This window comes from Ancylobacter moscoviensis (assembly GCF_007559435.1).
In the GTDB taxonomy this organism is placed as follows: Bacteria; Pseudomonadota; Alphaproteobacteria; order Rhizobiales; family Xanthobacteraceae; genus Ancylobacter; species Ancylobacter moscoviensis.
Window position 1 is genome coordinate 709,107 of sequence record NZ_VMBP01000001.1, and the last position, 22,631, is coordinate 731,737.

General features: G+C 69.2%; 25 protein-coding genes. 9 read left to right on the plus strand and 16 right to left on the minus strand.

The features are described 5' to 3' along the window. The 7 genes from FO470_RS03255 to FO470_RS03285 form a co-directional block, all read right to left on the minus strand. A complete protein-coding gene (locus tag FO470_RS03255; protein ID WP_246659455.1) occupies positions 1-348 on the minus strand; it encodes a LapA family protein in 348 nt (115 codons plus the stop codon). Positions 349-367: 19 nt separating this feature from the next. After that, on the minus strand, positions 368-661 hold the full coding sequence (gene ihfB, locus FO470_RS03260; protein WP_144341473.1) for an integration host factor subunit beta: 294 nt from the start codon (positions 659-661) through the stop codon (positions 368-370). A gap of 75 nt (positions 662-736) precedes the next feature. After that, positions 737-1,717, minus strand: coding sequence for a signal peptide peptidase SppA (gene sppA, locus FO470_RS03265; RefSeq protein WP_144341474.1), 981 nt, complete (start codon positions 1,715-1,717; stop codon positions 737-739). A gap of 93 nt (positions 1,718-1,810) precedes the next feature. After that, positions 1,811-2,425, minus strand: a complete 615-nt coding sequence (locus tag FO470_RS03270; protein WP_144341475.1) for a DapH/DapD/GlmU-related protein — start codon at positions 2,423-2,425, stop codon at positions 1,811-1,813. Between the two features lie 3 nt (positions 2,426-2,428). Then, positions 2,429-3,157 (minus strand): DUF1045 domain-containing protein, encoded by a 729-nt coding sequence (locus FO470_RS03275; protein WP_244616834.1) that lies wholly within the window; start codon positions 3,155-3,157, stop codon positions 2,429-2,431. Between the two features lie 11 nt (positions 3,158-3,168). Further along, entirely contained in the window at positions 3,169-4,308 is a 1,140-nt protein-coding gene (locus tag FO470_RS03280) for an alpha-D-ribose 1-methylphosphonate 5-triphosphate diphosphatase (protein ID WP_144341477.1), read from the minus strand. 90 nt (positions 4,309-4,398) lie between these two features. Then, entirely contained in the window at positions 4,399-5,967 is a 1,569-nt protein-coding gene (locus tag FO470_RS03285) for a gamma-glutamyltransferase family protein (RefSeq protein ID WP_186291857.1), read from the minus strand. Positions 5,968-6,099: 132 nt separating this feature from the next. On the opposite strand from FO470_RS03285, the gene FO470_RS03290 reads away from it, so the two are divergent. From FO470_RS03290 to FO470_RS03300, 3 genes are all read left to right on the plus strand, one after another. After that, complete coding sequence (locus FO470_RS03290) at positions 6,100-6,339, plus strand: hypothetical protein (RefSeq protein WP_144341479.1); 240 nt, start codon at positions 6,100-6,102, stop codon at positions 6,337-6,339. Positions 6,340-7,069: 730 nt separating this feature from the next. Next, positions 7,070-8,200, plus strand: coding sequence for a type III PLP-dependent enzyme (locus FO470_RS03295; RefSeq protein ID WP_144341480.1), 1,131 nt, complete (start codon positions 7,070-7,072; stop codon positions 8,198-8,200). Positions 8,201-8,288: 88 nt separating this feature from the next. Further along, the gene (locus FO470_RS03300) at positions 8,289-8,870 is read left to right on the plus strand and encodes a GNAT family N-acetyltransferase (RefSeq protein ID WP_144341481.1); all 582 of its coding nucleotides are present in this window, start codon (positions 8,289-8,291) and stop codon (positions 8,868-8,870) included. A 138-nt stretch (positions 8,871-9,008) separates the two neighbouring features. Here FO470_RS03300 and FO470_RS03305 read toward each other — a convergent pair whose 3' ends face one another. Beyond that, entirely contained in the window at positions 9,009-9,425 is a 417-nt protein-coding gene (locus FO470_RS03305) for an Ohr family peroxiredoxin (protein WP_144341482.1), read from the minus strand. A gap of 210 nt (positions 9,426-9,635) precedes the next feature. Here FO470_RS03305 and ygfZ point away from each other — a divergent pair, with 210 nt between their 5' ends. Genes ygfZ through FO470_RS03325 form a run of 4 tightly spaced genes read left to right on the plus strand, consistent with a single transcriptional unit; the run spans position 9,636 to position 12,261 of the window. Continuing rightward, positions 9,636-10,484: a CAF17-like 4Fe-4S cluster assembly/insertion protein YgfZ gene (ygfZ, locus tag FO470_RS03310; RefSeq protein ID WP_144341483.1), complete on the plus strand. Its 849-nt coding sequence runs from the start codon at positions 9,636-9,638 to the stop codon at positions 10,482-10,484. Between the two features lie 16 nt (positions 10,485-10,500). Further along, a complete protein-coding gene (locus tag FO470_RS03315) occupies positions 10,501-11,085 on the plus strand; it encodes a DNA-3-methyladenine glycosylase I (RefSeq protein ID WP_144341484.1) in 585 nt (194 codons plus the stop codon). A gap of 10 nt (positions 11,086-11,095) precedes the next feature. Continuing rightward, on the plus strand, positions 11,096-11,758 hold the full coding sequence (locus FO470_RS03320; protein WP_186291816.1) for a YfbR-like 5'-deoxynucleotidase: 663 nt from the start codon (positions 11,096-11,098) through the stop codon (positions 11,756-11,758). Beyond that, entirely contained in the window at positions 11,755-12,261 is a 507-nt protein-coding gene (locus tag FO470_RS03325; RefSeq protein ID WP_144341486.1) for a tyrosine phosphatase family protein, read from the plus strand. The genes FO470_RS03320 and FO470_RS03325 overlap by 4 nt, the downstream gene beginning before the upstream one ends. Before the next feature lie 124 nt (positions 12,262-12,385). Here the strand turns inward: FO470_RS03325 and FO470_RS03330 are convergent, their stop codons facing one another. Next, positions 12,386-13,054 (minus strand): L,D-transpeptidase, encoded by a 669-nt coding sequence (locus FO470_RS03330; RefSeq protein WP_144341487.1) that lies wholly within the window; start codon positions 13,052-13,054, stop codon positions 12,386-12,388. Between the two features lie 309 nt (positions 13,055-13,363). Between FO470_RS03330 and FO470_RS03335 the strand changes: the two genes are divergently transcribed. Continuing rightward, positions 13,364-14,602 carry an MFS transporter gene (locus tag FO470_RS03335; RefSeq protein WP_144341488.1) on the plus strand — a complete coding sequence of 413 codons (1,239 nt, stop codon included), beginning with the start codon at positions 13,364-13,366 and terminating at the stop codon, positions 14,600-14,602. Between the two features lie 191 nt (positions 14,603-14,793). Continuing rightward, positions 14,794-15,294, plus strand: coding sequence for a hypothetical protein (locus FO470_RS03340; protein ID WP_246659456.1), 501 nt, complete (start codon positions 14,794-14,796; stop codon positions 15,292-15,294). A 108-nt stretch (positions 15,295-15,402) separates the two neighbouring features. Here FO470_RS03340 and FO470_RS03345 read toward each other — a convergent pair whose 3' ends face one another. From FO470_RS03345 to lnt, 7 genes are all read right to left on the minus strand, one after another. Then, positions 15,403-17,223, minus strand: coding sequence for a tetratricopeptide repeat protein (locus FO470_RS03345; RefSeq protein WP_418655040.1), 1,821 nt, complete (start codon positions 17,221-17,223; stop codon positions 15,403-15,405). A 155-nt stretch (positions 17,224-17,378) separates the two neighbouring features. Continuing rightward, the gene (locus FO470_RS03350; RefSeq protein WP_144341490.1) at positions 17,379-17,834 is read right to left on the minus strand and encodes a phage holin family protein; all 456 of its coding nucleotides are present in this window, start codon (positions 17,832-17,834) and stop codon (positions 17,379-17,381) included. Beyond that, positions 17,834-18,181, minus strand: coding sequence for a hypothetical protein (locus FO470_RS03355; RefSeq protein ID WP_144341491.1), 348 nt, complete (start codon positions 18,179-18,181; stop codon positions 17,834-17,836). The genes FO470_RS03350 and FO470_RS03355 overlap by 1 nt, the downstream gene beginning before the upstream one ends. An 84-nt stretch (positions 18,182-18,265) precedes the next feature. Continuing rightward, positions 18,266-18,991, minus strand: a complete 726-nt coding sequence (gene trmB / locus FO470_RS03360) for a tRNA (guanosine(46)-N7)-methyltransferase TrmB (protein ID WP_144341492.1) — start codon at positions 18,989-18,991, stop codon at positions 18,266-18,268. A gap of 95 nt (positions 18,992-19,086) precedes the next feature. Continuing rightward, entirely contained in the window at positions 19,087-20,280 is a 1,194-nt protein-coding gene (gene metK / locus FO470_RS03365; RefSeq protein ID WP_144341493.1) for a methionine adenosyltransferase, read from the minus strand. Between the two features lie 204 nt (positions 20,281-20,484). Continuing rightward, positions 20,485-20,895 (minus strand): helix-turn-helix domain-containing protein, encoded by a 411-nt coding sequence (locus tag FO470_RS03370; protein WP_144341494.1) that lies wholly within the window; start codon positions 20,893-20,895, stop codon positions 20,485-20,487. 113 nt (positions 20,896-21,008) lie between these two features. Next, a complete protein-coding gene (gene lnt / locus FO470_RS03375; RefSeq protein ID WP_144341495.1) occupies positions 21,009-22,607 on the minus strand; it encodes an apolipoprotein N-acyltransferase in 1,599 nt (532 codons plus the stop codon). Positions 22,608-22,631 lie beyond the last annotated feature (24 nt).

The following is a 22,631-nucleotide window of genomic DNA, read 5'->3' on the forward strand; positions in this document are numbered from 1 at the left end:
TCAGGCGGCGCGCTGGTCGGAAAGGGCCGGCCGCGCAGTGGGCGCGGTCGCGGCGGCGCGCAGGGCTTCCGCCTCGGCATGGGCGTGACGCGCCTCGCGCGCGGAGTGGCGGGCGAGGCGACGGTAGCGTCCCTGGCCGAACCACATGGCCACGCCGCCGAGCACCACGCCGAGGATCATCGCGCCGGAGACCACGAGGAACAGCGGCGCGTCGAGTGCCCAGCCCGCCGCTCCGGCGAACGGGTCCAGCACCAGTTCCACCGGATGGCGATTAGCCACGGCGAGCATGACGAGGCCCACCGAAACCGGCAGGACGATGAGGATCAGCAGCAGGCGACGCAGCAGCACGATCAATCCCTCGAGCGGCTCATTCCAGATCGACGCCGTCGTTCAGGCGCTCTCGCATTTCCTTGCCCGTCTTGAAATAGGGCACGGCCTTGCCGTCGACCGCCACATGCGCCCCGGTGCGCGGATTGCGGCCGGTGCGGGCTGGACGCGACTTGACCGAGAAGGCGCCGAAGCCGCGCAGTTCCACCCGGTCGCCACGCCCCAGCGCCGCGACGATCTCATCGAGAATCGCATTCACGATGTTCTCGACATCGCGCTGATAAAGATGCGGATTGGCTTCCGCAATCCGCTGTACCAGTTCAGACTTGATCATCGACGCCCCGCCCCCCTTTTCGTTCGGCTCGTCGGAAACTGCAAAAAGGTCATATTTTGGAAGCCCTTGGCCCCGCTAGCCTCCGCGAGGGTGCCAGAGGGCCAGAAGACCGTCAAGGCGGGCCTGCGTCGCGGCCTCGCCGGCGGCGCCGATCACGAGCCTTGCCAGATCATCGAGCCCGATCAAGGACATGATCCGGATCGACAGGCCGTGCAGCCAGCCGAATTCGTCGCCCGCACGCCCGGTATGCCAATCGCGCACGGGCAGATCTTTCGACACGTCGCGCTCGCGGGCCAGCCAGTCGCGGGCGGTGCGCTCGTCGCCGATCTCGTCGACGAGGCGCAACGGCAGCGCCTGATGGCCGGTGAAGACGCGCCCATCCGAGGCCTCCGCGAGCTTGTCGCCGGTGATCAGGCGCCGCTCGGAGACGAGGCCCTTGAACCAGTCATAGCTGTCCGCGACCAGCGAGCGCACCGCGGCGCGGGCGTCCTCGGTAGGCGGGTCGAACATGTTCGGCGCGGCCTTGAGCGGGCTCGACTTGATCTCCTCATAGGAGATGCCGACCGTCTTCATCAGCTCGGCGAAGTTGGGGAACTGGAAGATCACGCCGATCGAGCCGACCAGCGCGTTGCGCGGCGCGATGATGTGGTCGGCGCCGAGCGCGGCGATATAGGCGCCCGAGGCCGCCATGCCGTCGACCACGGCGACGATGGGCTTCTTCTCGGCGAGGCGGCGCAGCCCGTCATAGAGGGCGGCCGAGCCGACCACCGTGCCACCGGGGCTGTCGATTGAGAGGATCACCGCCCGCGCGCCGGAGCGCCCGATGGATTCGAGCAGCTCCAGCCGCTCGCGCTCGTTGCGGATGATGCCGCCGATGGTGACGCGCGCCACGTGCGGCGAGGAGCGCGGCAGCAGCGCGCCGTCGCTCCACCAGGCGAAGGCGGCGGGCCCACCCACGAGCACGACCAGCAGGGCGAGGACGCGCCAGAAGGCGAGCTTGCGCCGCAGCCGGCGGCGCGCAAGCACCTCGTCGACGTCCAGAGCGCTGGCGGCCATTCCGATCTCCCGTTTCGCAACAAGGGGTAGCCGCCGGGGGCGACAGGCGCAAGGGAGGCGAGGTTGTGGGCGGGAATGGAAGGGGTGGCGTGGCTAGCCGTCGTGTCTTTCCAGGAAGTCCTCGACCGACAGGGCGCGGAAGTCCTCCAGCGCGGCCCGCAGGCGCGCATGGTCCCAGTCCCACCAGCCGAGCGCCCGCAGGCGTTCGCCGATGGCAGGCGCGAAGCGCGGCCTTATCGGGCGCGCCGGCACCCCGGCGACGATCGTGTAGGCCGGCACGTCCTTCGTCACCACGGCGCCGGCCGCCACCACCGCCCCGTCGCCGATGCTCCGGCCGGGCAGCACGATGGCGCCGTGGCCGATCCACACGTCGTGGCCGATGGTGACGCCATGCGAGCGGCGCCAGGCGAAGAACGACGTCTCGTCCTGCGCGTCGTCGAAATAGGCGGAGGCGCGGTAGGTGAAGTGCGACTGGCTGGCGCGCTCCATCGGGTGGTTGCCCGGGTTGATGCGGGTCATCGCGGCGATGGAGGTGAACTTGCCGATGCGCGCATAGGCGATGTCGGAATCGTTGACCACGTAGGAATAGTCGCCGAGCTCGACCTCATGGAGCTTCGTGCGCGCCCCGACCTCGGTGTAGCGCCCGAGCGTCGCCTCTGTCACCTCGGCGGTGGGATCGACGGTCGGGGTGGGGCCGAGCCTCGTCATCGCTCAGCTCCCGAAGGGGAAGCGGGCGACGAGCCGGAACGGCCCGGCCTCCTGCCGGTAGAGCGCGATCTCGCGCACGATGAGCGGGCCGTCGGCGCCGCTCATGGCGAAATGCTCGGCGAGCTCGGCTTCGGCGAGCGTGCGCTCGTCATCGTCGAGCGAGCCCGTGAGCGTCATGTGGAAGCGGAAGTCTTCCAGCACATAGGGATAGCCCCAGCGCGCCAGATAGTCCTGCTGGCGCGGCGTGAGCGGCGCGCGCAGGCGCTTCTCCCGCTCGGTCTCGCTCATCGGCGCGCGGAAATCGTCGAAGGCGGCGACCGCGCCGGCCGCCAGCCGGTCCAGCGCCGCGCTCGGTACGGCGAGGCGCAGGGCGAGGAAACGGCCGATGGTGTTGAGCGTCACCCCGGCGCAGGCGAATCCCGCCCGGTCCTTGGCGAAGCGGGCACACACCGCGCGCAGCTCCGTCTCGGTGCGGCCGGCGGCGAGGCGGAAGGGGGCCTTCAGCGTGCCGTGGAAGCCATAGCGGCGCGGCTCGGCGGTGATCTCGTGCCAGCGCGTGGCGTCGAAGCGCTTGAGTTCGGGAAGCGGGGGAGCCTCGCCCGTCTCCGCGTCATAGCCGAGGACGGCGGAGCCGAAACGCCAGAGCGGGCTCTGCGCGGGCGGCGCGAAATAGATCGCGTAGCGGGGCTCGGCCGGCTTCGTGGCCGCCGCAGTGGCGGTGCCCGGGGACATGGCGGCGGACATCAGAAGACGCGCCGGCCGGCGAGGAGCACCTCGCCCACCACCGGCGTGTCCTCGGCGAGGCGGAAGGAGACGAGGTCGGCGCGCAGCCCCTCGGCCAGCCGGCCGCGATCGTCGAGGCCGGCGAGCCGGGCCGGGGCGGCAGTGACCAGGGCGAGCGCCGCGGGGATGGAGAGGCCCGCCGTGCGGGTCAGGGCGAGGGCGGCCTGCAGCAGGCTCGCCGGCACATAGTCCGAGGCGAGCGCGTCGAGCAGCCCTTCTGCCGCGAGGTCCCGCATGGACACGCCGCCCGAATGCGAGCCGCCGCGCACCACGTTGGGGGCGCCGCCGATGGTGGCGAGGTTCGATTGCCGCGCCGCGCGGGCGGCTTCGAGGGTGGTGGGGAACTCGGAGATGGTGCAGCCGGCCTCCACCGCCTCGCGCACATGGTCGGGCGTCGTGTCGTCATGGCTCGCCAGCACGATGCCGGAGGAGGAGAACAGCGCGACCATCTTGTCGTAATTGCCGGCCACGGCGCCCCTGGCGCGTTCGATGCGGTCGGCGACCTCGGCGTCGATGTCCGCCCCGCCCTTGCCGATGCCGGTGAGATAGACCTTCAGGTGCTCGACATTGCGCCACTGGCGTGTGCCGGGGGTGTGGTCCATCAGCGAGGCGAGGGCGAGGTTCGGGCGGCCCAGCGCCGCGTCCACCAGTTCCGGCAGGGTCCGGTCGGTCAGCTCGCAGCGCAGGTGGATACGGTGGTCGACGCGGAACAGGCCGCGCGTCGTGCCTTCTTCCACCGCGTCGAGCATCACCTCGTAGAGCGCGCGGCGATCCGCCTTGGCCTGGTCGAAGCCGCCGGCGCAGATGGCGTCGTAGACGGTGGTGACGCCCGAGGCGGCCATCTGCCCGTCATGCGCCAGCGCGGCGGCGCGCGCGTCCGGCCAGATGACCTTGGGACGCGGGATGAAATGACCTTCCAGCGCGTCGGTGTGCAGGTCGATCAGGCCGGGCGCGAGATAGGCGCCCTCGCAATCGACCGCGCCAGGAACGTGCGAGCGCCCCTCGTCGATGGCGCGGATCCGGCCGCTCTCGTGAACGAGCGTGCCGTCGATCACGCGGTCTTCGAGGATGAGCCGGGCATTGGTGAGAATCGCTTCCATGGCCGCGCGTCTCGCATGTTGATGTGACCTTTCCGTGAAGGTCCTCCGTGACGTTCGGGCCCCTGCGTCACACGCGGCGCCGATCTGCCGTCACACGCCGCGTGCACCGCCGTCCGAGCGCGGGTCGTGTGCGCCTTCCAGCCCCGCGCGGCCCGGATGCAGGATCACCGCGCCCGCATGGCCCATCATGTCGGAGAACGGTTCGGCGAGGATCTCGACATCGTGGCCAGCGCCGGCGAGCTGTTCGGCGAGGCCGCCGTCGAAGGCGCCTTCCACGCGCAGGTTCACCGTGTCCGAGCCCCAGGTGCGCCCCAGCACCCAGCGCGGCCGGGCAATCGCCTCGCCGAGCGGCACGCCGAACATGGCGTAGCGGCTCATCACCGCCGCGTTGGTCTGCGGCTGGCCCTCGCCGCCCATGGTGCCGAAGGCGATGAAGCGCCCGTCGGGCAGCAGCGCCATGCCGGGGTTGAGCGTGTGGAACGGGCGGCGGCCGGGTTGCAGCGGGTTCCTGGCGCGCGGGTCGAGCGAGAAAGAGGTGCCGCGATTCTGCATCAGCACGCCCGTCGACGGCAGCACCAGCCCCGAGCCGAACTCCCAGTAGATCGACTGGATGTAGGAGACGCAGACGCCGCTTTTGTCGGCCGCGCCGAGCCAGACCGTGTCGCCGCGCGCCGCCTTGTGCGGCCAGGGCAGGGCGCGGCGCGGATCGATGGCCGCGGCCTCGCGGGCGAGGGCGGCCGGGGTGAGGAAGGCGGTGGGATCGTGGGTGAGGTGGTCGAAATCCGTGACCACGCGGTCGCGCACCAGAAAGGCGCGCTTGGTCGCCTCGATCAGCCCGTGAATGTGGGCGAAGCCTTCCGGCTGGGCCACGCCGAGCCGGTCGAAGAGGGAGAGGATCATCAGCGTCGCCAGGCCCTGGGTGGGCGGCGGCGAGGACCACAGCTCCATATTGGCGAGCTTCACCCGCAGGGGATCGCGCGTCACCGCGCGGTAGGATTCGAGATCGGCGCGCGTCACCGGGCTGCCGGCCCGCTCCAGGTCGGTGGCGATCTCGCGGCCGACATCGCCGCGATAGAAATCCTCGAGGCCGGCGCCGGACAGATGCTCCAGCGTATCGGCGAGGCGCTCGTTGCGCTTCACCGTGCCGACAGCCGGCGCCGTGCCGTCGGGTTCCAGGAAGATGTCCCGGAAGCCGGGCACGTCCGCCAGCTCCGCGCGCTTCTCCACGGTCAGGCGATGCTGCGAGCCGGACACCGGGACGCCCGCCCTGGCATGGCCGATGGCGGGCTCCAGCAGCCGGCGGACCGGCATCCTGCCGCCGAAGGCACGGGCGGCCTCGTGCGCCAGCATCCAGCCGCCGACCTGTCCCGGCAGGGTGAGCGCGGCGAGCGGGCCGCGCGCGGGGATCGCGTCGAAGCCCCGGTCGCGGTAGAAGGGAACGGTCGCCTTCGCGCCGGCGAAGCCCGCCGCCTCGATGTAGCTGACGCGCCCGGCCGGGTCGCGGATGAGCCAGAAGCCGTCGCCGCCCATATGCGTCATGTGCGGGTAGACCACGGCGATGGCCGCCGCCGCCGCGAGCGCCGCCTCGACCGCGTTGCCGCCTTCCTCCAGCACGGCGCGCCCGGCTTCGGTCGCCAGCCAATGGGGGGTTGCGACCATGCCGGAGCCGGCACGCGCGCTCTCATGAACGAAACCGTGAACCACCGTCGAACTCCGCCTGACGCCGGGCAACTTGACCCGCGCGGCCGGGCATAGCAGTTTGCGCCCCGCCAAATAAGACGGAAGAAAGAGATGACCACGGGCCGACGCATTCGCTGGGACCATGTCAGCACGGTGGTGAGCGCCGCCATCCTGCTGGGCGCCGAGCTCATTGGCGCCGGCCTCGCCGCCGGCTGGGCCATCGCCGCCCTGTTCGACGCGAACTGGGTGTGGGAGCTGATCTTCGAGGGCGCCTTCGGCCTGCTCGCCGTCTACGGCATCTATCGCTTCGTGGTGAAGGCGAAGTCGGTCGAGCCTTTCGTCGAGGGCTGAGCGCGCCGAATCGGCGCCGCCGCCGGCGCTTTCGTTGCCGTCATCATGGCCGGGTTCGCCCGGCCATTTTCACGTGGCGGGTGGATCACCCGAATTTCAACGCCGGCGCCGCTCCGGCGGGCCGTGGCCATGCAAACCGAAGCGCGGCAAGGCCCGTTAGTCGGCTTGACTTTCGCAGGCCGGAAATGCCGCATTTTCGCGCCCGCCGATTTTGCGGGCGCATACGAAAAATCCCGCAAAAGCCGCTTGCATATGACGGCGGAAATCCATACATCGCGTCTCGCCCAATTTCGCACGTGCCTGTGGTCGCGTGCCGATCGGCGGAAGTCCGGACAAGAGGCCGGAAAATCGCCAAGAAGATCGGTAGCCGGAGGCGAAACCGGCGCACTCCGCTCTCAGCGGGGAACGTGACTTGAAGCAACGACGTAGCGGGCTTTTTTGGTCTCGGTCGGCCCTCCAAAGGTCGGCGACACTGAAGAGGCACTACTTCTTGCCGGGCGTGCGGTAGGGGTCACCCTCACCAAGCGAAGGCATCGAACGGACGCGGCGCTCTCCACATGCGCTCGGCGAACGATTTCGTGCCACGGCTCCATTCCATCCGGCCAATCGGCAACAACCGTGCGGTCGGCGAACGGATGCGCATTCTCGCCACGGGCGCGGCACACTGCTGCCGCGGGCGGGTGTTCGCATCTCCATGGGTCGAAGCTTTCGGGTCGATGGGGGATATGCCATGACCGACCGTATCCGCGAATTCCTGCGCAACCGACGTGAGGATGGTCCCTGCGTCGTGGTCGATCTCGACGTCGTGCGCGCCAATTATGCCGCCTTTGCCCGGGCGCTGCCGGACACCCGCGTCTTCTACGCGGTGAAGGCCAACCCGGACGCGGCGATCCTCAATGCGCTGGCCGAGATGGGCTCGTGCTTCGATTGCGCCTCGGTCGCCGAGATCATGATGGTGCTCGCCACCGGCGCGGGCGCCGAGCGCATCTCCTTCGGCAACACCATCAAGAAGGAGCGCGATGTGGCGCGCGCCTTCGAGCTGGGCGTGCGCCTGTTCGCCGTCGACAGCGCGGAAGAGGTCGAGAAGATCGCTCGCGTCGCCGCCGGCGCGAAGGTGTTCTGCCGCATCCTGTGCGACGGCGCAGGCGCCGAATGGCCGCTCTCGCGCAAGTTCGGCTGCGAGCCGGAGATGGCGGTCGACGTGCTCGATCACGCGTATCGGCTGGGTCTGGAGCCGTACGGCGTCTCCTTCCACGTCGGCTCGCAGCAGAAGAATGTCGAGGCCTGGGATTCGGCGCTGGCTTCCGCGTCGGCGATCTTCCACGCCTGCGCGGAGCGCGGCTTCACCCTGTCGCTGGTCAATCTGGGCGGCGGCTTCCCGGCCAAGTACCTGCAGGACGTGCCGGCCGCCGAGGCCTATGGCGAGGCGATCTTCCGCGCCCTGTCCCGTCACTTCGGCAATGCCATCCCGCAGACCATCATCGAGCCGGGTCGCGGCATGGTTGGCGCGGCCGGCCTGATCGAGGCCGAGGTCGTGCTGATCTCGAAGAAGTCCGAGGACGATCCGGTGCGCTGGGTCTATCTCGACATCGGCAAGTTCGGCGGTCTCGCCGAAACGATGGACGAGGCGATCCGCTACCCCATCCGCACGCCGCGCGATGGCGACGCGGTGGAGCCCTGCGTGCTGGCCGGCCCGACCTGCGATTCGGCCGACGTGCTCTACGAGAAGACCCCGGTGCTGCTGCCGGTGTCGCTCGCCATCGGCGACAAGGTGCTCATCGAAGCGACCGGCGCCTACACCACCACCTATTCGGCGGTGGCGTTCAACGGTTTCGACCCGCTCCGGTCCTACGTGATCTGAGCGGGCCGGCCCGGCTTTCGCCCGTCAGACTGAACCGACGTTCCCTGTTCCTCTTTTTCCCGGCCGCGCCGGGTTTTTGAGGCTGCCAATGCTCGCCACCACCGCCCCCGTCATCTCGCTCGAGACCGACGCCGACATCGCCCAGCGCGAGGCTCTGCTCGACCTCGCCTTCGGCCGCGCCGCGCGCCTCGCCAAGACGTCCGAACGTCTGCGCGAAGGCCGCCGGCCGGCCGACGGGCTCGCCTTCGCCGCGCACGGCCCGGACGGGCGCGTGGTCGCAACCCTGCGCCTGTGGCACGTCGCGGCCGGTCCCGGCCGCCCGGCGCTGCTGCTCGGGCCGCTGGCGGTCCACCCCTGGTTCCGCGATCGCGGGCTCGGCGGCGCGATGATGACGACGGCGATCTGCGAGGCGACCCGGCTCGGCCACGGCGCCATCCTGCTCGTCGGCGACGCGCCCTACTATGCCCGCTTTGGTTTTGACACCGCGCTGACCGGGGGGCTGTGGCTGCCCGGCTCCTTCGACCGCAGCCGCTTCCTCGGGCTGGAGCTGGTCCCCGGCGCCCTCAAGGGCGCGCGCGGCCTCGTCAGCCCGACCGGCGCGCTGGTCGACCTGCCGAGCCTCGGCGAACTGGTGGCGCAGGCGGAGCCGGAGATGAAGCGCTCGGCGTGAGCGCTTCGTCCGATCATCTGTTCCGTTGAAACGACGTCATGGCCGGGCTTGTCCCGGCCATCCATGTCTTTGGCGGTCGTTGAAGGCGTGGATCCCCGGGTCGAGCCCGGGGATGACGTTGCTAAGTGTGCGGCCGCCTCAGCCCACGCTCAATTCCACGGGAATATTCCCGCGCGTCGCCTTGGAGTAGGGGCACATCTGGTGTGCCGCCTCCAGCACCTCCTTGGTCTCCTGCGCGGTGAGCGCCGGCGCCTTGAGCGAGATCTTCGCGGCGAGGCTGTAGCCGCTGTCGCCCTTGACCAGCGACACCGCGATGGTGACGGCGGCGCCGGTGACGTCGATCTTCTTCTGATGGGCGACCGCCTCGACGGCGGAACCGAAGCACGCCGCATAGCCGGTGGCGAACAGATGCTCGGGCGTCGTCTTGCCGGGGTCGAGCACGCCGTTCTTCGGCATGCCGAGATCGACGGAAACCGAGCCGTCGCTGGTCTGCGAATGGCCGTTGCGGCCGCCGATCGCGGTGGCGGTGCCGGTGAAGAGGACGGTATCGGTCATGATGTTCTCCTGGGAAGAAACGGGGCGCTCCTAACATGGTGCGACGGCCGTGGCGGGCAACCGGCGAAGCGGCCCGCCGTTGCGCAAGCGCATGCCGTTCTTCATGTTCCCGTTTCGTTTCTTTTCCCTTGCCCCGGATCGCCGCAGGGCTTACCTCTCGCTTCGACCTGCCCGGTGCTGCCGGGCCTTCTCCCGTTCAGGAGCGCGCCCATGCCGATCGCGATCCTTGAGGAACGCGCCGTCGTCCGCATCGCCGGTGCCGACGCGGCGCATTTCCTCGACAACCTGCTCACCTCCCGCACGCCCGCGCTGGGCGCGGCGCGCTACGCCGCGCTGCTCTCGCCGCAGGGCAAGATCGTTGCCGACATGATCGTGCTGGCGACCGAAGGCGGCTTCCGCCTGGACACGCCGCGCGCCGTCGTCGCCGATCTCCTCAAGCGGCTGCAGCTCTACCGGCTACGGGCGAAGGTGGAGATCGGCGTGCTCGACGACCTCACCGTCGCGGTGGCCTGGGGCGGGGCGAGCCCGCTGGTCGACACGCTCGCCTATGACGATCCGCGCCTGCCGGCGCTGGGCCGGCGCTTCCTGCTGCCGGCGGCCGAGGCGGCGCAGATCAACATGGTGCCGGAAGCGCAATGGCACGCCCATCGCATCGCCATTGGCGTGCCGGAAGGCGGGCAGGATTTCCTCTATGGCGATGCCTTCCCGCACGAGGCGGACATGGACCAGCTCGGCGGCATCGATTTCGACAAGGGCTGCTATGTCGGCCAGGAGATCGTCAGCCGCATGCAGCATCGTGGTACGGCGCGCACGCGTATCATCCCCTTCGCCTTGTGCGGTCCCGCGCCGGCGGAAGGCACGCCGGTCACCGCCGGCGGCAAGAGCATCGGCCGCATCGGTTCCGGCGTGAACGGGCGCGCTCTGGCGCTCGTCCGTCTCGACCGGCTGGAGGACGCGCGCGCCGGCGGACATGTGGTCGAGGCGGAGGGTGCCGCCCTGGTGCCGGAGCGCCCCGACTGGATGCGCTTCCCCATTCCCGGCACGGAGAGCGTGGCGTGAGGGAGAAGCGGGCGCGATGAAGGTGCACGAGCACGCCGACGGCATCACGCGCTGCGCGTGGTGCGGCACCGACCCGCTCTACGTCGCCTATCACGACACCGAGTGGGGCGTGCCCGAATATGACGACCGTGCACTGTTCGAGAAGCTCATCCTCGATGGCTTCCAGGCCGGGCTCGCCTGGATCACCATCCTGCGCAAGCGCGAGGGATTCCGTGCCGCCTTCGACGGCTTCCGGCCGGAGATCGTCGCTCGTTACGGATCCGAAAAGATCGAGGCGCTGATGCAGGACGCCGGCATCGTGCGCAACCGCGCCAAGATCGAATCGACCGTGCGGTCGGCGCAGGTCTGGCTCGACATCATGGAGCGCGGGCCCGGCTTCTCGAAGCTGCTCTGGGACATCAACGGCCGGGTGCTGGACAATCGCCGCCGGCCGGGCGAGGCCGCTCCCGTTACCTCGCCGGTGGCGGTGGCGATGTCGAAAGAGCTGAAGGCGCGCGGCTTCAACTTCGTCGGGCCGACCATCGTCTACGCGTTCATGCAGGCCGTGGGCATGGTGGACGACCATGCCGTCACCTGCCACCGCCATGGCAAGAGGTCATGAGGGCCGCGTCATGAGCTTTGGAGCCCGGCCGGAGCGCGCCTGGCAGCGCATGCTGTCCGGGCGGCGGCTCGACCTCATCAACCCTTCGCCGCTCGACGTCGAGATCGAGGACATCGCCCATGGCCTCGCGCGCGTGGCGCGCTGGAACGGCCAGACCGAGGGGGTGCACATCTTCTCCGTCGCCCAGCATTCCGTGCTGGTGGAGCTGATCGGCCGCCGGCAGGCCGCCGCGCGCGGCGTCGACCTGGACCATCGCTGGCGGCTCGCCTTGCTGCTGCACGACGCGCCGGAATATGTGGTCGGCGACATGATCAGCCCGTTCAAGGCGGTGATCGGCGGCGACTACAAGGCGGTGGAGACGCGGCTGCTGGCGGCGGTGAGCCTGCGCTTCGGCCTGCCGGCCAATTGGCCGGCGAGCCTCGTCAAGCTGGTCAAGGCGGCCGATCGCGCCAGCGCCTTCCTGGAGGCGACGCGCCTCGCCGGTTTCGAACTTGCCGAGGCGAAGCGCTTCTTCGGCGCGCCATTCCCGCTCGACATGGCGGCGGAGCGTGAATATCTCACCCCCTGGAGCGCCGCCGAGGCGAAGGCGCGGTTCCTCGCCCGCTTCCGGGAGCTGGCCGTCGAACCGACGCCGGCCCCCGTCGCGGCGTCTGCCGCCGGAGAAACGCCATGATCCATGTCTGTCCGCTTTCCCGTCTCTCGGAGACCGTCGAGCGCACCGGGGCGGCCCATGTGCTGAGCGTGATCAACCTTGGCACGCCGGTCGAGCTGCCGGCGCGCGTGGTGCGCGACAATCATCTCTTCGTCGGTTTCAACGACATCGTCGCCCCGCAGGAGGGGCTGATCCACCCGGCGGCCGAGCATGTGGAGGCGATCCTCGGCTTTGCCCGCCGCTGGCCGCGCTCGGCGCCGCTGGTGGTGCACTGCTTCGCCGGAATCAGCCGGTCGACTGCCTCGGCCTACATCGCCGCCTGCGCGCTCAACCCGGGGCGGGACGAGGGCGAGATCGCCCGGGCGCTGCGCGCCGCCTCGCCCATCGCCACGCCGAATGCCTTGCTGGTGGCACTGGCCGACGAGGCGCTCGGCCGGCAGGGGCGTATGAGCGCCGCCGTCGCCGCCATCGGTCGCGGCTGCGAGGCGATGGAGAACGAGCCCTTCGAGCTCGTGCTGGAATAGAAGCGGATAACGCCGCCGGCTTGCGCCGGGCGCCCGCCGGGCCGCCATCGCTTTCCTTAGAGGGGAGAATGCATCCCGGATGGCCGGCAGCCATCCGGGAGAAAAACCTTCGTCGCGCCGGGCCTCAGGCCACCGGGGTGGCACGGGCCGGCAGCACGACCACGCGGGTGCCCACGGGGGCACGGCGGTAGAGGTCGATGATGTCCTGGTTGATGAAGCGCACGCAGCCGGACGACACCTGCGTACCGATGGTCCACGGCTCAGTGGTGCCGTGCAGGCGGTAGAGCGTGTCCTGCCCGTTCTTGTAGAGATAGAGCGCGCGCGGCCCCAGAGGGTTGGTTTCGCCGCCGGCCATGCCGCCGGCATAGGGGCCGTAGCGCTCCGGCTCGCGGGCAATCATGTTCGGGGTCGGCGTCCAGCGCGGCCAGGACGCCTTGCGGCCGATGACGCCCTCGCCGCGGAAGTTGAAGCCCTCTTCCTTGCCGACGCCGACGCCGTAGCGCAGAGCCCGACCGTTCGCCATCACCAGATAGGCGAAGCGCTCGTTCGGATCGACCACGATGGTGCCCGGCTGGTAGCGGGTCTGGTACGCCACCTCCTGCCGCAGGAAGCGCGGATCGATCTTGCTGACGTCGACCGCCGGCACCGGGAACGGCTCGTCGGTGATGGCACCGTACATGCTCAGATATTGCGGATCGATCGCCGCCGGGAGGATGCGGGTGTTCTGGGTCGAGGAGCAGCCGGCGAGGGCGACGGGAGCGGCGAGCAGGAAGAGGCGACGATTGAGGGGCATGGAGCGTACGCACTGGTGAGAAGGGACAGTGACCCTCCCCTATAGGATTTCCGCGACGAATTTGGGTTCGCACGGCTTCACGGAGACGTTAGCCGGCATATTCGCTCCCGGATGTTGCAGATTCGCCTCACTCGCGGGCCACCCCGGCTTCCGGCCGGCACGGTGCCGCAGCGGCACGGTTGACGGCTGGTGCTTCTTCCATCAGTTTTCCTGATACTCATCCTGAAAATAATTCGTTTCTCCCCGCCGGGTTGGGGCGGCTAATTTCACCTCCCGCTCCCGGTAATTCGACGCAGTTCGCGAGGCTCCATGACCGCCGCCAACGATACGCCCCGCCCCAGCCTCGCGGCGCGCGCTCCTTTGCTGGTCGTGCTGTGCGGCTGCATGATCGCCATGCTCAGCTTCGGGCCGCGCGCCTCCTCCGGCATCTTCCTGCTGCCGATGACCAGCGAGTTCGGCTGGGGGCGCGACACGTTCGGTCTCGCCATCGCCATCCAGAACCTGCTCTGGGGCGTGGGCACGCCCTTCGCCGGAGCGATCGCCGACCGCTTCGGCGTGACACGGGTGCTGTGGGCCGGGGCGGTGCTCTATGCCGCCGGGCTGATGCTCATGGCCTATTCCGCGACGCCGGGCCTGCTGCACCTGTCGGCCGGCGTGATGGTCGGCTTCGGCCTGTCGGGCTGCTCGTTCAACATCGTGCTCGCCGCCTTCGGCAAGATGCTGCCGGAGCGCTGGCGGCCGCTTTCCTTCGGCGCCGGCACGGCGGCTGGTTCCTTCGGCCAGTTCCTGTTCCCGCCGCTGGCCGCCGGGCTGAACACCACCATCGGCTGGCAGGAGACGCTCCTCGTCTTCGGCTTCGCCATGCTGCTGATCATGCCGTTTTCGATCGCGCTCGCCAGCGCGCCTCCTGCGCCGAAGACGCAGGAGCGCCAGCAGTCGATCGGCGAGGCGCTCAGCGAGGCCTTGCGTCACCGCAGCTACGTGTTGCTGGTGCTGGGCTTCTTCACCTGCGGCTTCCAGCTCGCCTTCGTCACCACGCATCTGCCGGCCTATCTGATCGACCGCGGGCTTTCCATCCAGGTCGGCGGTTGGACGCTGGCGGCGATCGGCCTCGCCAACATGGTCGGCTCGCTGGGCTCGGGCTGGCTGTCCAGCCGCATGCCGCGACGTTACCTGCTGGCGGCGATCTACTTCGCGCGCGGCATCGCCATCGCCGTCTTCGTGCTGCTGCCGGCCTCGCCGGTCACCGCACTGGGCTTCGGCGTGGTGCTCGGCCTGCTGTGGCTCTCCACCGTGCCGCCGACCTCCGGGCTGGTGATGCTGATGTTCGGCACGCGCTACCTCGCCATGCTGTACGGCTTCGCCTTCTTCAGCCACCAGGTCGGCGGCTTCCTCGGCGTGTGGCTCGGCGGCCTGTTCTACGAGCAGATGGGCTCCTACGATTTCGTCTGGTGGCTGTCGGTGGCACTCAGCTTCGCTTCCGCCGTGATCAATCTGCCGATCGTGGAGCGGCCCGTCGCGCGCGAGCCTCAGCCGGCGGGCGCGTGACGCCGCCGCGGCGTTTGCACGACATTAACCATCGTCCTTCACCATAGGTGGCGTAGTGCCGGAAGCGTTGCCCCGGCGCCACAGTATGCGCCTCGTGTGTCCCGGCGAGAGGGGCTGATTCGCTGCGTTGCCTTGACAAGGCAGGGCTTTCGCAGCGCATCGTAGCCCCATCCCGAGCGATGGAACCTTCCATGCGTAACCGTTCCTCCCTTCTGGCCGCGTTTCTCGTCGCCCCCGTCCTGGCGCCGGCGCTGGCGTCGGCCGATACGCTGACGCCGCAGCAGGCGCAGCGTTTCGTGATGGGACGCACCTTCTCCTACACCTGCTACGAAGGTACGGCGGGCGCCGGCCGCATCATGCCGGACGGCTCGGTCGCCGGCACGATCCAGATGCGCGGCAAGGGTAATGCCCGCTATGTCACCCTGCCGGCCGGCACCATCCAGGTCCGCAACGAGTCGGTCTGCGCCAAGCTGAAGGGCATGGCGTTCCAGCCCTGCTTCGAGCTGGAGAAGACCAGCGCGGTCAGCTTCCGCGGGAATCTCGCCGGTGCGAACCGCCTGTGGTGCGAGTTCAAGCGCGGGGGCAGCGGGCGCACCCGCCTTGCCGAGCGGGCTTCCGGCAAGCGCACCGCCGGCCGCGCGCCGACCGCCGAGGTGGAGCGCAAGACCGCCGAGGCCGAAGCGCCGCGCTAAAAGCCGGGCCTTCCCGGCTTTCACCGACGCGACATGCAAAAGGCGGGTCCCTCACGGGAGCCCGCCTTTCTCATCGATCGAAGGACCGAGATCCTTGCGCGGCGGTGGTCAGCCGCCGCCGCCCGGCTTCTGGGGATCCTGCGTCTTGTCCACTGCCGCCTTCTGCGGCTCGGCGGCGGCCGGCGCCACTTCGGTCTTCTTCACTTCGTCCTTCTGCGCCTTGACGCGCTCCGCCTCGTCGAGACCGACGGCGATCTTGCGCTCGATGTCGGCGAGTTCGTCCGGCTCCGGCTTGAGATCGCGCGCGTGGTTCCACTTGAAGCGGGCTTCGAGCTTGCGGCCGACTTTCCAGTAGGCGTCGCCGAGGTGGTCGTTGATTACCGCCTCGTTCGGCTTGAGCTCCACCGCGCGCTCCAGCTCGCGTACCGCCTCGTCGTAATGGCCGGTGCGGTAATAGGCCCAGCCGAGGCTGTCGATGAAGAAGCCGTCGTCGGGACGCAACGCCACCGCCTTGCGGATCATCTCGGTGCCCTGGTCCAGGTTCACGCCCTGGTCGATCCAGCTGTAGCCGAGATAGTTCAGCACGTGCGGCTGGTCGGGCTTCAGCTCCAGCGCCTTCTTGAGATCGGCTTCCGACTTCTCCCACTGCTTGGTGCGCTCGAAGGCGGTGCCGCGGAAGTAGTAGAGCATCCAGTTATTGCCGGTCGGCGCCTGCAGCTGGTCGATGGCCTTGGTGTAGACCTCGGCCGCCTCGGGAAATTTCTCGTTCGAGCGCAGCACGTCGCCGAGCGCCATCAGCGCCCGCATGTCCTTGGGATTGGCCGCCACCACCTTGTCCAGGGCGGTGCGCGCGTCGTCGAACTTGCCGGCGGCGTCGAGATTGAGGGCGCGCTGCACCTCGGCATTGACCTTGAAGGGCGAGCTGGCCGGTACCTGCTGGTAGAGCGCGATGGCGTCCTCGTGCCGCTTCATCGATTCGAAGAGGTCGGCGAGGGTGATGTCGATCAGCGGATGCGACGGATCGAGCCAGCGGCCGAGCTGGAGATAGACGAGGGCGAGGTCCTCGCCGCCCTGACGGCCCAGCGCTGAGCCGAGACCGTACAGCACCTCCGCGGCGCCGGCGGCCGGCGTGGTGATGAGCGCCGGCAGGGTGCGTCCCGCCTCGAGCTGCTCCAGCGAGCGGGCGACCAGCGGGTCGTTCGGCACCAGCTTGTCGAAGGCCTCGTAGGTCTCGATGGCGAGCTTCTTGTTGCCGTTGCGCGAGGCCCAGCGGCCATAGGCGTCGACCACGCGCAGGGTGCGCGGATCGACCTTCAGCGCGGCCTCGAGACGCTGGCCGGCTTCCTTCTTGACGCCGGCGGCGTCGAGGATCAGGCCGGCATGCAGGTCCTTGAAGGCGGCATACCATTCCGGGCCCTGCAGCGCGTCGATGGCGGCGACGCCGGCGCGGGCATTGCCGGAGCCGAACTGGCTCCACGCGCCCAGCAGCGTCGAGTTGAGCTCGGCGATGGCGCCCTGGCCGGCGCGGCGCAGATTGCTGCGGGCGGTAACGTACTGCTTGGTCTTGATCGCGCGCACGCCCAGCACGAGACGCGCCAGCGTGTGCTCGGGGTCGATGCGGACGATGCGCTGGGCGAGGTCGACGGCCTCGTCGATCGAGCCTTCGGCGAGCTGGGTGAGGAAGGCGCGTTCCAGCAACTCGCCATTGCGCGGGAAGATGCGCACGAGCTCACGATAATAGGCGGAGGCGGCGGCCGTATCGCGCTCGGAAATGGCCAGGCGGGCGGCGAGATAATTGCCGGCCGGGGCCGAACGGGCGATGAAATCCGCCGGGGGCGCATCCGCGAGCGCCGGCGAGCCGGCGCCGAGCGACGTGGCGCCCAGAGCGGCAAGCGCGGCGAGGATGGCCGCTCCCGGCCGCAGCGACAAACGTCGGAACGTCAAGTGTGAACCTCCTGCGGCAAGCCGCACAGCGTCATGCGCGCGGCTGCGGCCCCTCTTTGGCAGATTGGTCCTTTTTAGCCGCGCCTGCAATAACGAGAGGCTAATGCGGACCGGGCCCCGCAGGGCCCGGAATCACATTTTCAGACCCGTCGGCCAAGAATAAGGCCGACAAGCGCGGCGCCGGCCGCAATCGCCAGCACGGTGGAGACATCGGGCTCAGCCTTGCCGGACGGGGCCGGCCCGGGCGCCGCGGCGCCGGGTGCGGCGGCGGGCGAAGCCGGCGGCGGCGCGGCCGAGAGTCCCAGTCCCGCGCCATAGGAAGGACGCGCCGGCGGCCGGCGCGTGCGCAGCAGCGCGACGAGCACGAAGATCAGTCCCACGATCAGCATGAAGCCGGCGACGATGAGGGCGGCGGTGGCCGGATCATAGCGTTCGGCCAGCAGGACGAAGCCCGCGACCAGGAAGGCGAAGAACGCGGCGACGAGCAGGACGCCGCCGATCACGAAGAGGGCCGCCGTGATGGCGGTCCGGCGCACGGCGACCCGCGCGGCTTGGCGCACTTCCGCGCCGGCGATGGCCAGCAGGAGGCGGAGCATCAACGGCTCCGCGACAGCAGGCCGAAGAGGAAGCCGACGCCCAGAGCGGTGAGCACCGCGCCATAGGGGTTGCGCTCGATGACGGCGCCGACATCGCCGGTGATCGCCTGCGCCCGCTCCTTGGCATCCTCATAGGCGGTGAGGCCCTCATCGACCAATCCGGCGGCGGCGGCCTCGGCGCGGGCCTTGCCGGCGCGCACGCGGCTGGCGACGGCATCGGCGGCGGCCTCGCCCTCGGTCCGGGCGATGGCCGCGAGCGTCTCGGTGAGCTTCGCGACGTCGGACCTCAGCGTGGCGAGGTCGGCGGACAGCTTGGCGAAGTCTTCCTGCGCGTTCGGTTGGGCCATGACGGTCTCCTGAATGCCGGTCGTGATGATTACGAGCGTCAACGCGGACGCCGTTACCCGGTTCCGCATCATCCTAGGCGGTAATCAGAGGCGCCGGAACTCGTAATATCCCGGGCGCCGCCCCTCGCGCAGCGCTTTCGCCTCGTAACGGGTGCCCGGCCAGCCTTCCCACGGCAGGCGCCAGTCGTCGGCGCGCGCCGCCGTCCACTCGAAGCGCGGATCGGCGAGGAAATGGCGCAGCGTCCAGCCGGCATAGTGCTCGATGTCGGTGGCGAAGCGGAAATGCCCGCCGGGCCGCAGCAGCCGGGCGATGCGGTCGATGTTGTCGGCCCGCACGAAGCGCCGCTTCCAGTGGCGGCGCTTGGGCCACGGATCGGGATAGAGCAGGTCGATCCGGTCCAGCGAGGCGTCCGGCAGCCGGTCGAGCAGCGGCACCACGTCGTCGCCGTGCAGGCGCACATTGGCGAGGCCGAGCTCGGCGACGGCGGTGGTCGCCTTGGCGATGCCGTTCAGGAACGCCTCGGCGCCGATATAGCCGATATCGGGATGACGCCGGGCTTCCGAGACGAGGTGTTCGCCGCCGCCGAAGCCGATCTCCAGCCGCACCACCCGCACGTCGTGCGGGAACAGCGCGGCGAGTGGCCGCCCGGCGACATGTTCGGGATCGATGGCGAGCTGGGGCAGGTCCTGCGCCAGATGGGCGGCCTGCGCCGTGCGCAGCTTCTTGCCCTTGCGGCGGCCGTAGAAGGCAGCCTCGCGCGGGCCGGGCGCCGGCGTCTCGCCTCCGGGGGCATCCTTGTCGGTGGTCATGCGGCTACTCGAAAAGCGAACGGGGCGGACCGATGTCCGCCCCGCTTAATGCTGCCGGCGCGGGCGCGCAACGCCCCGTGCGCAACGGCGAGGAATCAGCCGACCGCCGCCTTGATGGCGTCGGCGAGGTCGGTGCGCTCCCAGGAGAAGCCGCCATCGGCTTCCGGCGCGCGGCCGAAATGGCCGTAGGCCGAGGTGCGCGCATAGATCGGCTTGTTGAGGCCGAGATGCTCGCGGATGCCGCGCGGACGCAGGTTCATCACCTCGCGCAGCGCCTTCTCCAGCTTGGCTTCCTCGACCTGCCCGGTGCCGTGCAGATCGACATAGATCGCCAGCGGGTCGGACACGCCGATGGCATAGGCGAGCTGAATGGTGGCCCGGTCGGCGAGGCCGGCGGCGACCACGTTCTTGGCGAGGTAGCGCGCGGCATAGGCAGCCGAGCGGTCGACCTTGGTCGGATCCTTGCCGGAGAAGGCACCGCCGCCATGCGGGGCCGCGCCGCCATAGGTGTCGACGATGATCTTGCGCCCGGTGAGGCCGCAATCGCCATCCGGGCCGCCGATGACGAACTTGCCGGTCGGGTTGACGTGCCAGATGGTGGAAGGCGTGACCCAGCCTTCCGGCAGCGCCTTGCGGATATAGGGCTCGACGATGTTGCGCACGTCGTGTGACGACAGGTCGGCATCGAGGTGCTGCGTGGACAGCACGATCTGCGTCACCTCGACCGGTTTGCCACTGTCGTAGCGCACCGTCACCTGGCTCTTGGCGTCCGGGCCGAGCACGGTGCTCTCGCCGGAGTGGCGGGCGTCGGCCAGCAGCTTGAGGATCTTGTGCGCGTAGTAGATCGGCGCGGGCATCAGCTCGGGCGTCTCGCGGCAGGCATAGCCGAACATGATGCCCTGGTCGCCGGCGCCTTCATCCTTGTTGCCCGCCGAATCGACGCCCTGGGCGATGTCGGCCGACTGAGCGTGCAGCAGCACCTCGATGTCGGCATTCTCCCAGTGGAAGCCTTCCTGCTCGTAGCCGATGTCCTTGATCGCGAGCCGGGCGATATGGGTGATGAAGTCCTTGGTGATCTGCGCTGGGCCGCGCGTCTCACCGGCGATCACCACGCGGTTGGTGGTAGCCAGCGTCTCGGCGGCGACACGCAGGTGGCTGGGATCCCAGCCGAATTCCGGGCCATATTTGAAGAAGGCGTCGACGATCTCGTCGGAGATACGGTCGCAGACCTTGTCCGGATGGCCTTCGGAAACGGATTCGCTGGTGAACAGATAGGCTTGGCGGGACACGCGTCGGCTCCTCGATATCTCGGCCGGCGCACAGGACGGCGTCCGGCGCCGCATCTTTCGCAAGCGCGGTCGGGCGGGTCAAGGATAGAACAGCGGAATCGTTCGGAAAAAAGAACGCCCCCGGCGGGGCCGTGCCTTGCGTGCCGCCACGGAACCGGCCGCGGAAGGCGGCCTTCATCTCGTTGAGCCGAAAGGACTTCCGTCCTAGTTCGCCGGAGCCTCCTCCGCGAGCGCCTCGACGAGATCGACGATGCGGCGGCGGACCTTGCTGTCGGAGATCTTCAGAAAGGCGCGGGTGAGCGCCAGCCCTTCGGTGGTGGCCAGGAAATCCGAGACATAGGCGGGGGAGGCATCTTCCGCGAAACCGGTGGCGGTACCGCTCACATTGGGAGCGCCCTCGAAGAAGAACGCCACCGGAACCCCGAGCACGTTGGAAATATTCTGGAGCCGACTGGCGCCGATGCGGTTCGTGCCCTTCTCGTATTTCTGGATCTGTTGAAAAGTAATGCCGAGGTTTTCGCCCAGTTTCTCCTGACTCATGCCAATCATCATACGCCGCATGCGCACCCGGCTACCCACATGCTTATCGATTGGATTAGGAGATTTCTTGGTCATCGGCTTCCCCGACTGCAAACAAAAAAATACCTCCCTCCCCCGATCTGGCGGAGAGAAGCAATGCCCAGGCCCGGGCGCCAGTCTAGGCAAAGCTGATTGGACCGTCGATCAATCTAGGCTTGTATATCTCGCTGGCGCAGCATGAGCACCAGCAATAGGCCGGTTAGCAGCGAGATGAGCGGTATCCAACTGCTATAAGTAGCATAAATTGTCGCGGGAAGGGCTTGGGGAAGGCCCCCGTCGAGGACGCCGCGTACACCCAGAGGTAGTAATCCGGTGATTCGCCCGACCGGGTCGACGATGGCGGAAATGCCATTGTTCGTAACCCGGATCAGCGGAAGACCTTGCTCGATTGCCCGGAGCTGAGCCTGTTCGAAATGCTGGTAGGGGCCGGGGGTAATGCCGAACCAGGCGTCGTTCGAGGCGTTGAGCAGGAAGCCCGGCCGCTGCCCCGGCGCGGCCGCCGGCGGCATCACCTCGTCGGGAAAGATCGCCTCGTAGCAGATGAGCGGAACCGACGCCGGCAGGCCGGGAATGGCCAGCAGTTCGCGCTCGCGCGCCGCCGCGAAGCCGCCGCGCACCCGGGTCAGCTGCTGCAGGCCGATCGATTCGAGCGTTTCCTGAAACGGCAGATATTCGCCGAAAGGAACGAGATGCATCTTGTCGGCGTGGGCGAGCACGGCGCCATTGGTATCGATCACCCGCAAGCTGTTGAACACGTCCGGGCGCTCGCGGCCCGGCACCGGCTCGAAGCGCGCGGCGCCGGTGACGAGCGTGGTACCCTCGGGCAGCATCGCCGCGATGCGCTCGACCGCCTCGGGCTCGCGCTCGAGAAAGAAGGGAAAGGCCGATTCCGGCCAGAAAAGGTGCGTCACGCCCTGAAGTCCGCCGGCGCTCTCGCTGGTGGAGACATAGAGGTCCATCACCGTGCGGCGGGCGTCGTAGCGGAATTTCTGGTCCTGCGGCAGGTCTGGCTGCATGAGCCGCAGCCGGACGTCCGGCACGGTATCCACCTCGGTGGTGGCAAGGCGCCATTGGCCGCCGGCCCAGACGAGGCCGAGCACCGCGACCGACAGGGCCAGCGGCGCATAGCGGTCACGGGGAGAGGCCTGCGGGCGGAAGCGGGCGTCGAACAGGGCTGCGGGGCTCGCCAGGGCGGCAAGGGCGAGAAGGCAAAGCCCCATCATCCCAACGGCGGAGGCGGCTTGGGCGAAGCGTAGATCGGTAGCAAGCGCGTAGCCGAAATTGTTCCAGGGGAAGCCGGTGAGCAGAATCCCGCGCAGCCACTCGGCGGCGGTGAGGGCCACCGCGAAGGCGAGGACGCGCCCCGGCCCCGGCATCCAGAGGAGACGGGCGAGCGCGCAGCCGAGCCCCGTATAGAGCGCAAGATAAGCCGGCAGGCCGATTACCGCGAACGGCATCAGCCACAGGAAGGCGTCGGCCTGCACGAGAAACGCCTCGCCGATCCACCACAGGCCGGCGACGAAATAGCCGAGGCCGAACAGCCAGCCGGCGAGAAAGGCGGCGCGCAGGGCGCGTCCCAGCGGCTGATCGACCGTAGCATCGATCAGGAAGACGAGTAGCGGAAGGGTGAGCGCGAGGACCGGCCACAGCCCGAAGGGTGGCATGGCGAGCGCCGAGCCCGCCCCGGCCAGCAGCGCGACGAGGGCGCGCCACCGGGCCGGCACGGCGCGCAGCCGCTCCAGCGTCATGGACCCGCCTCCCGCCGAGGCATC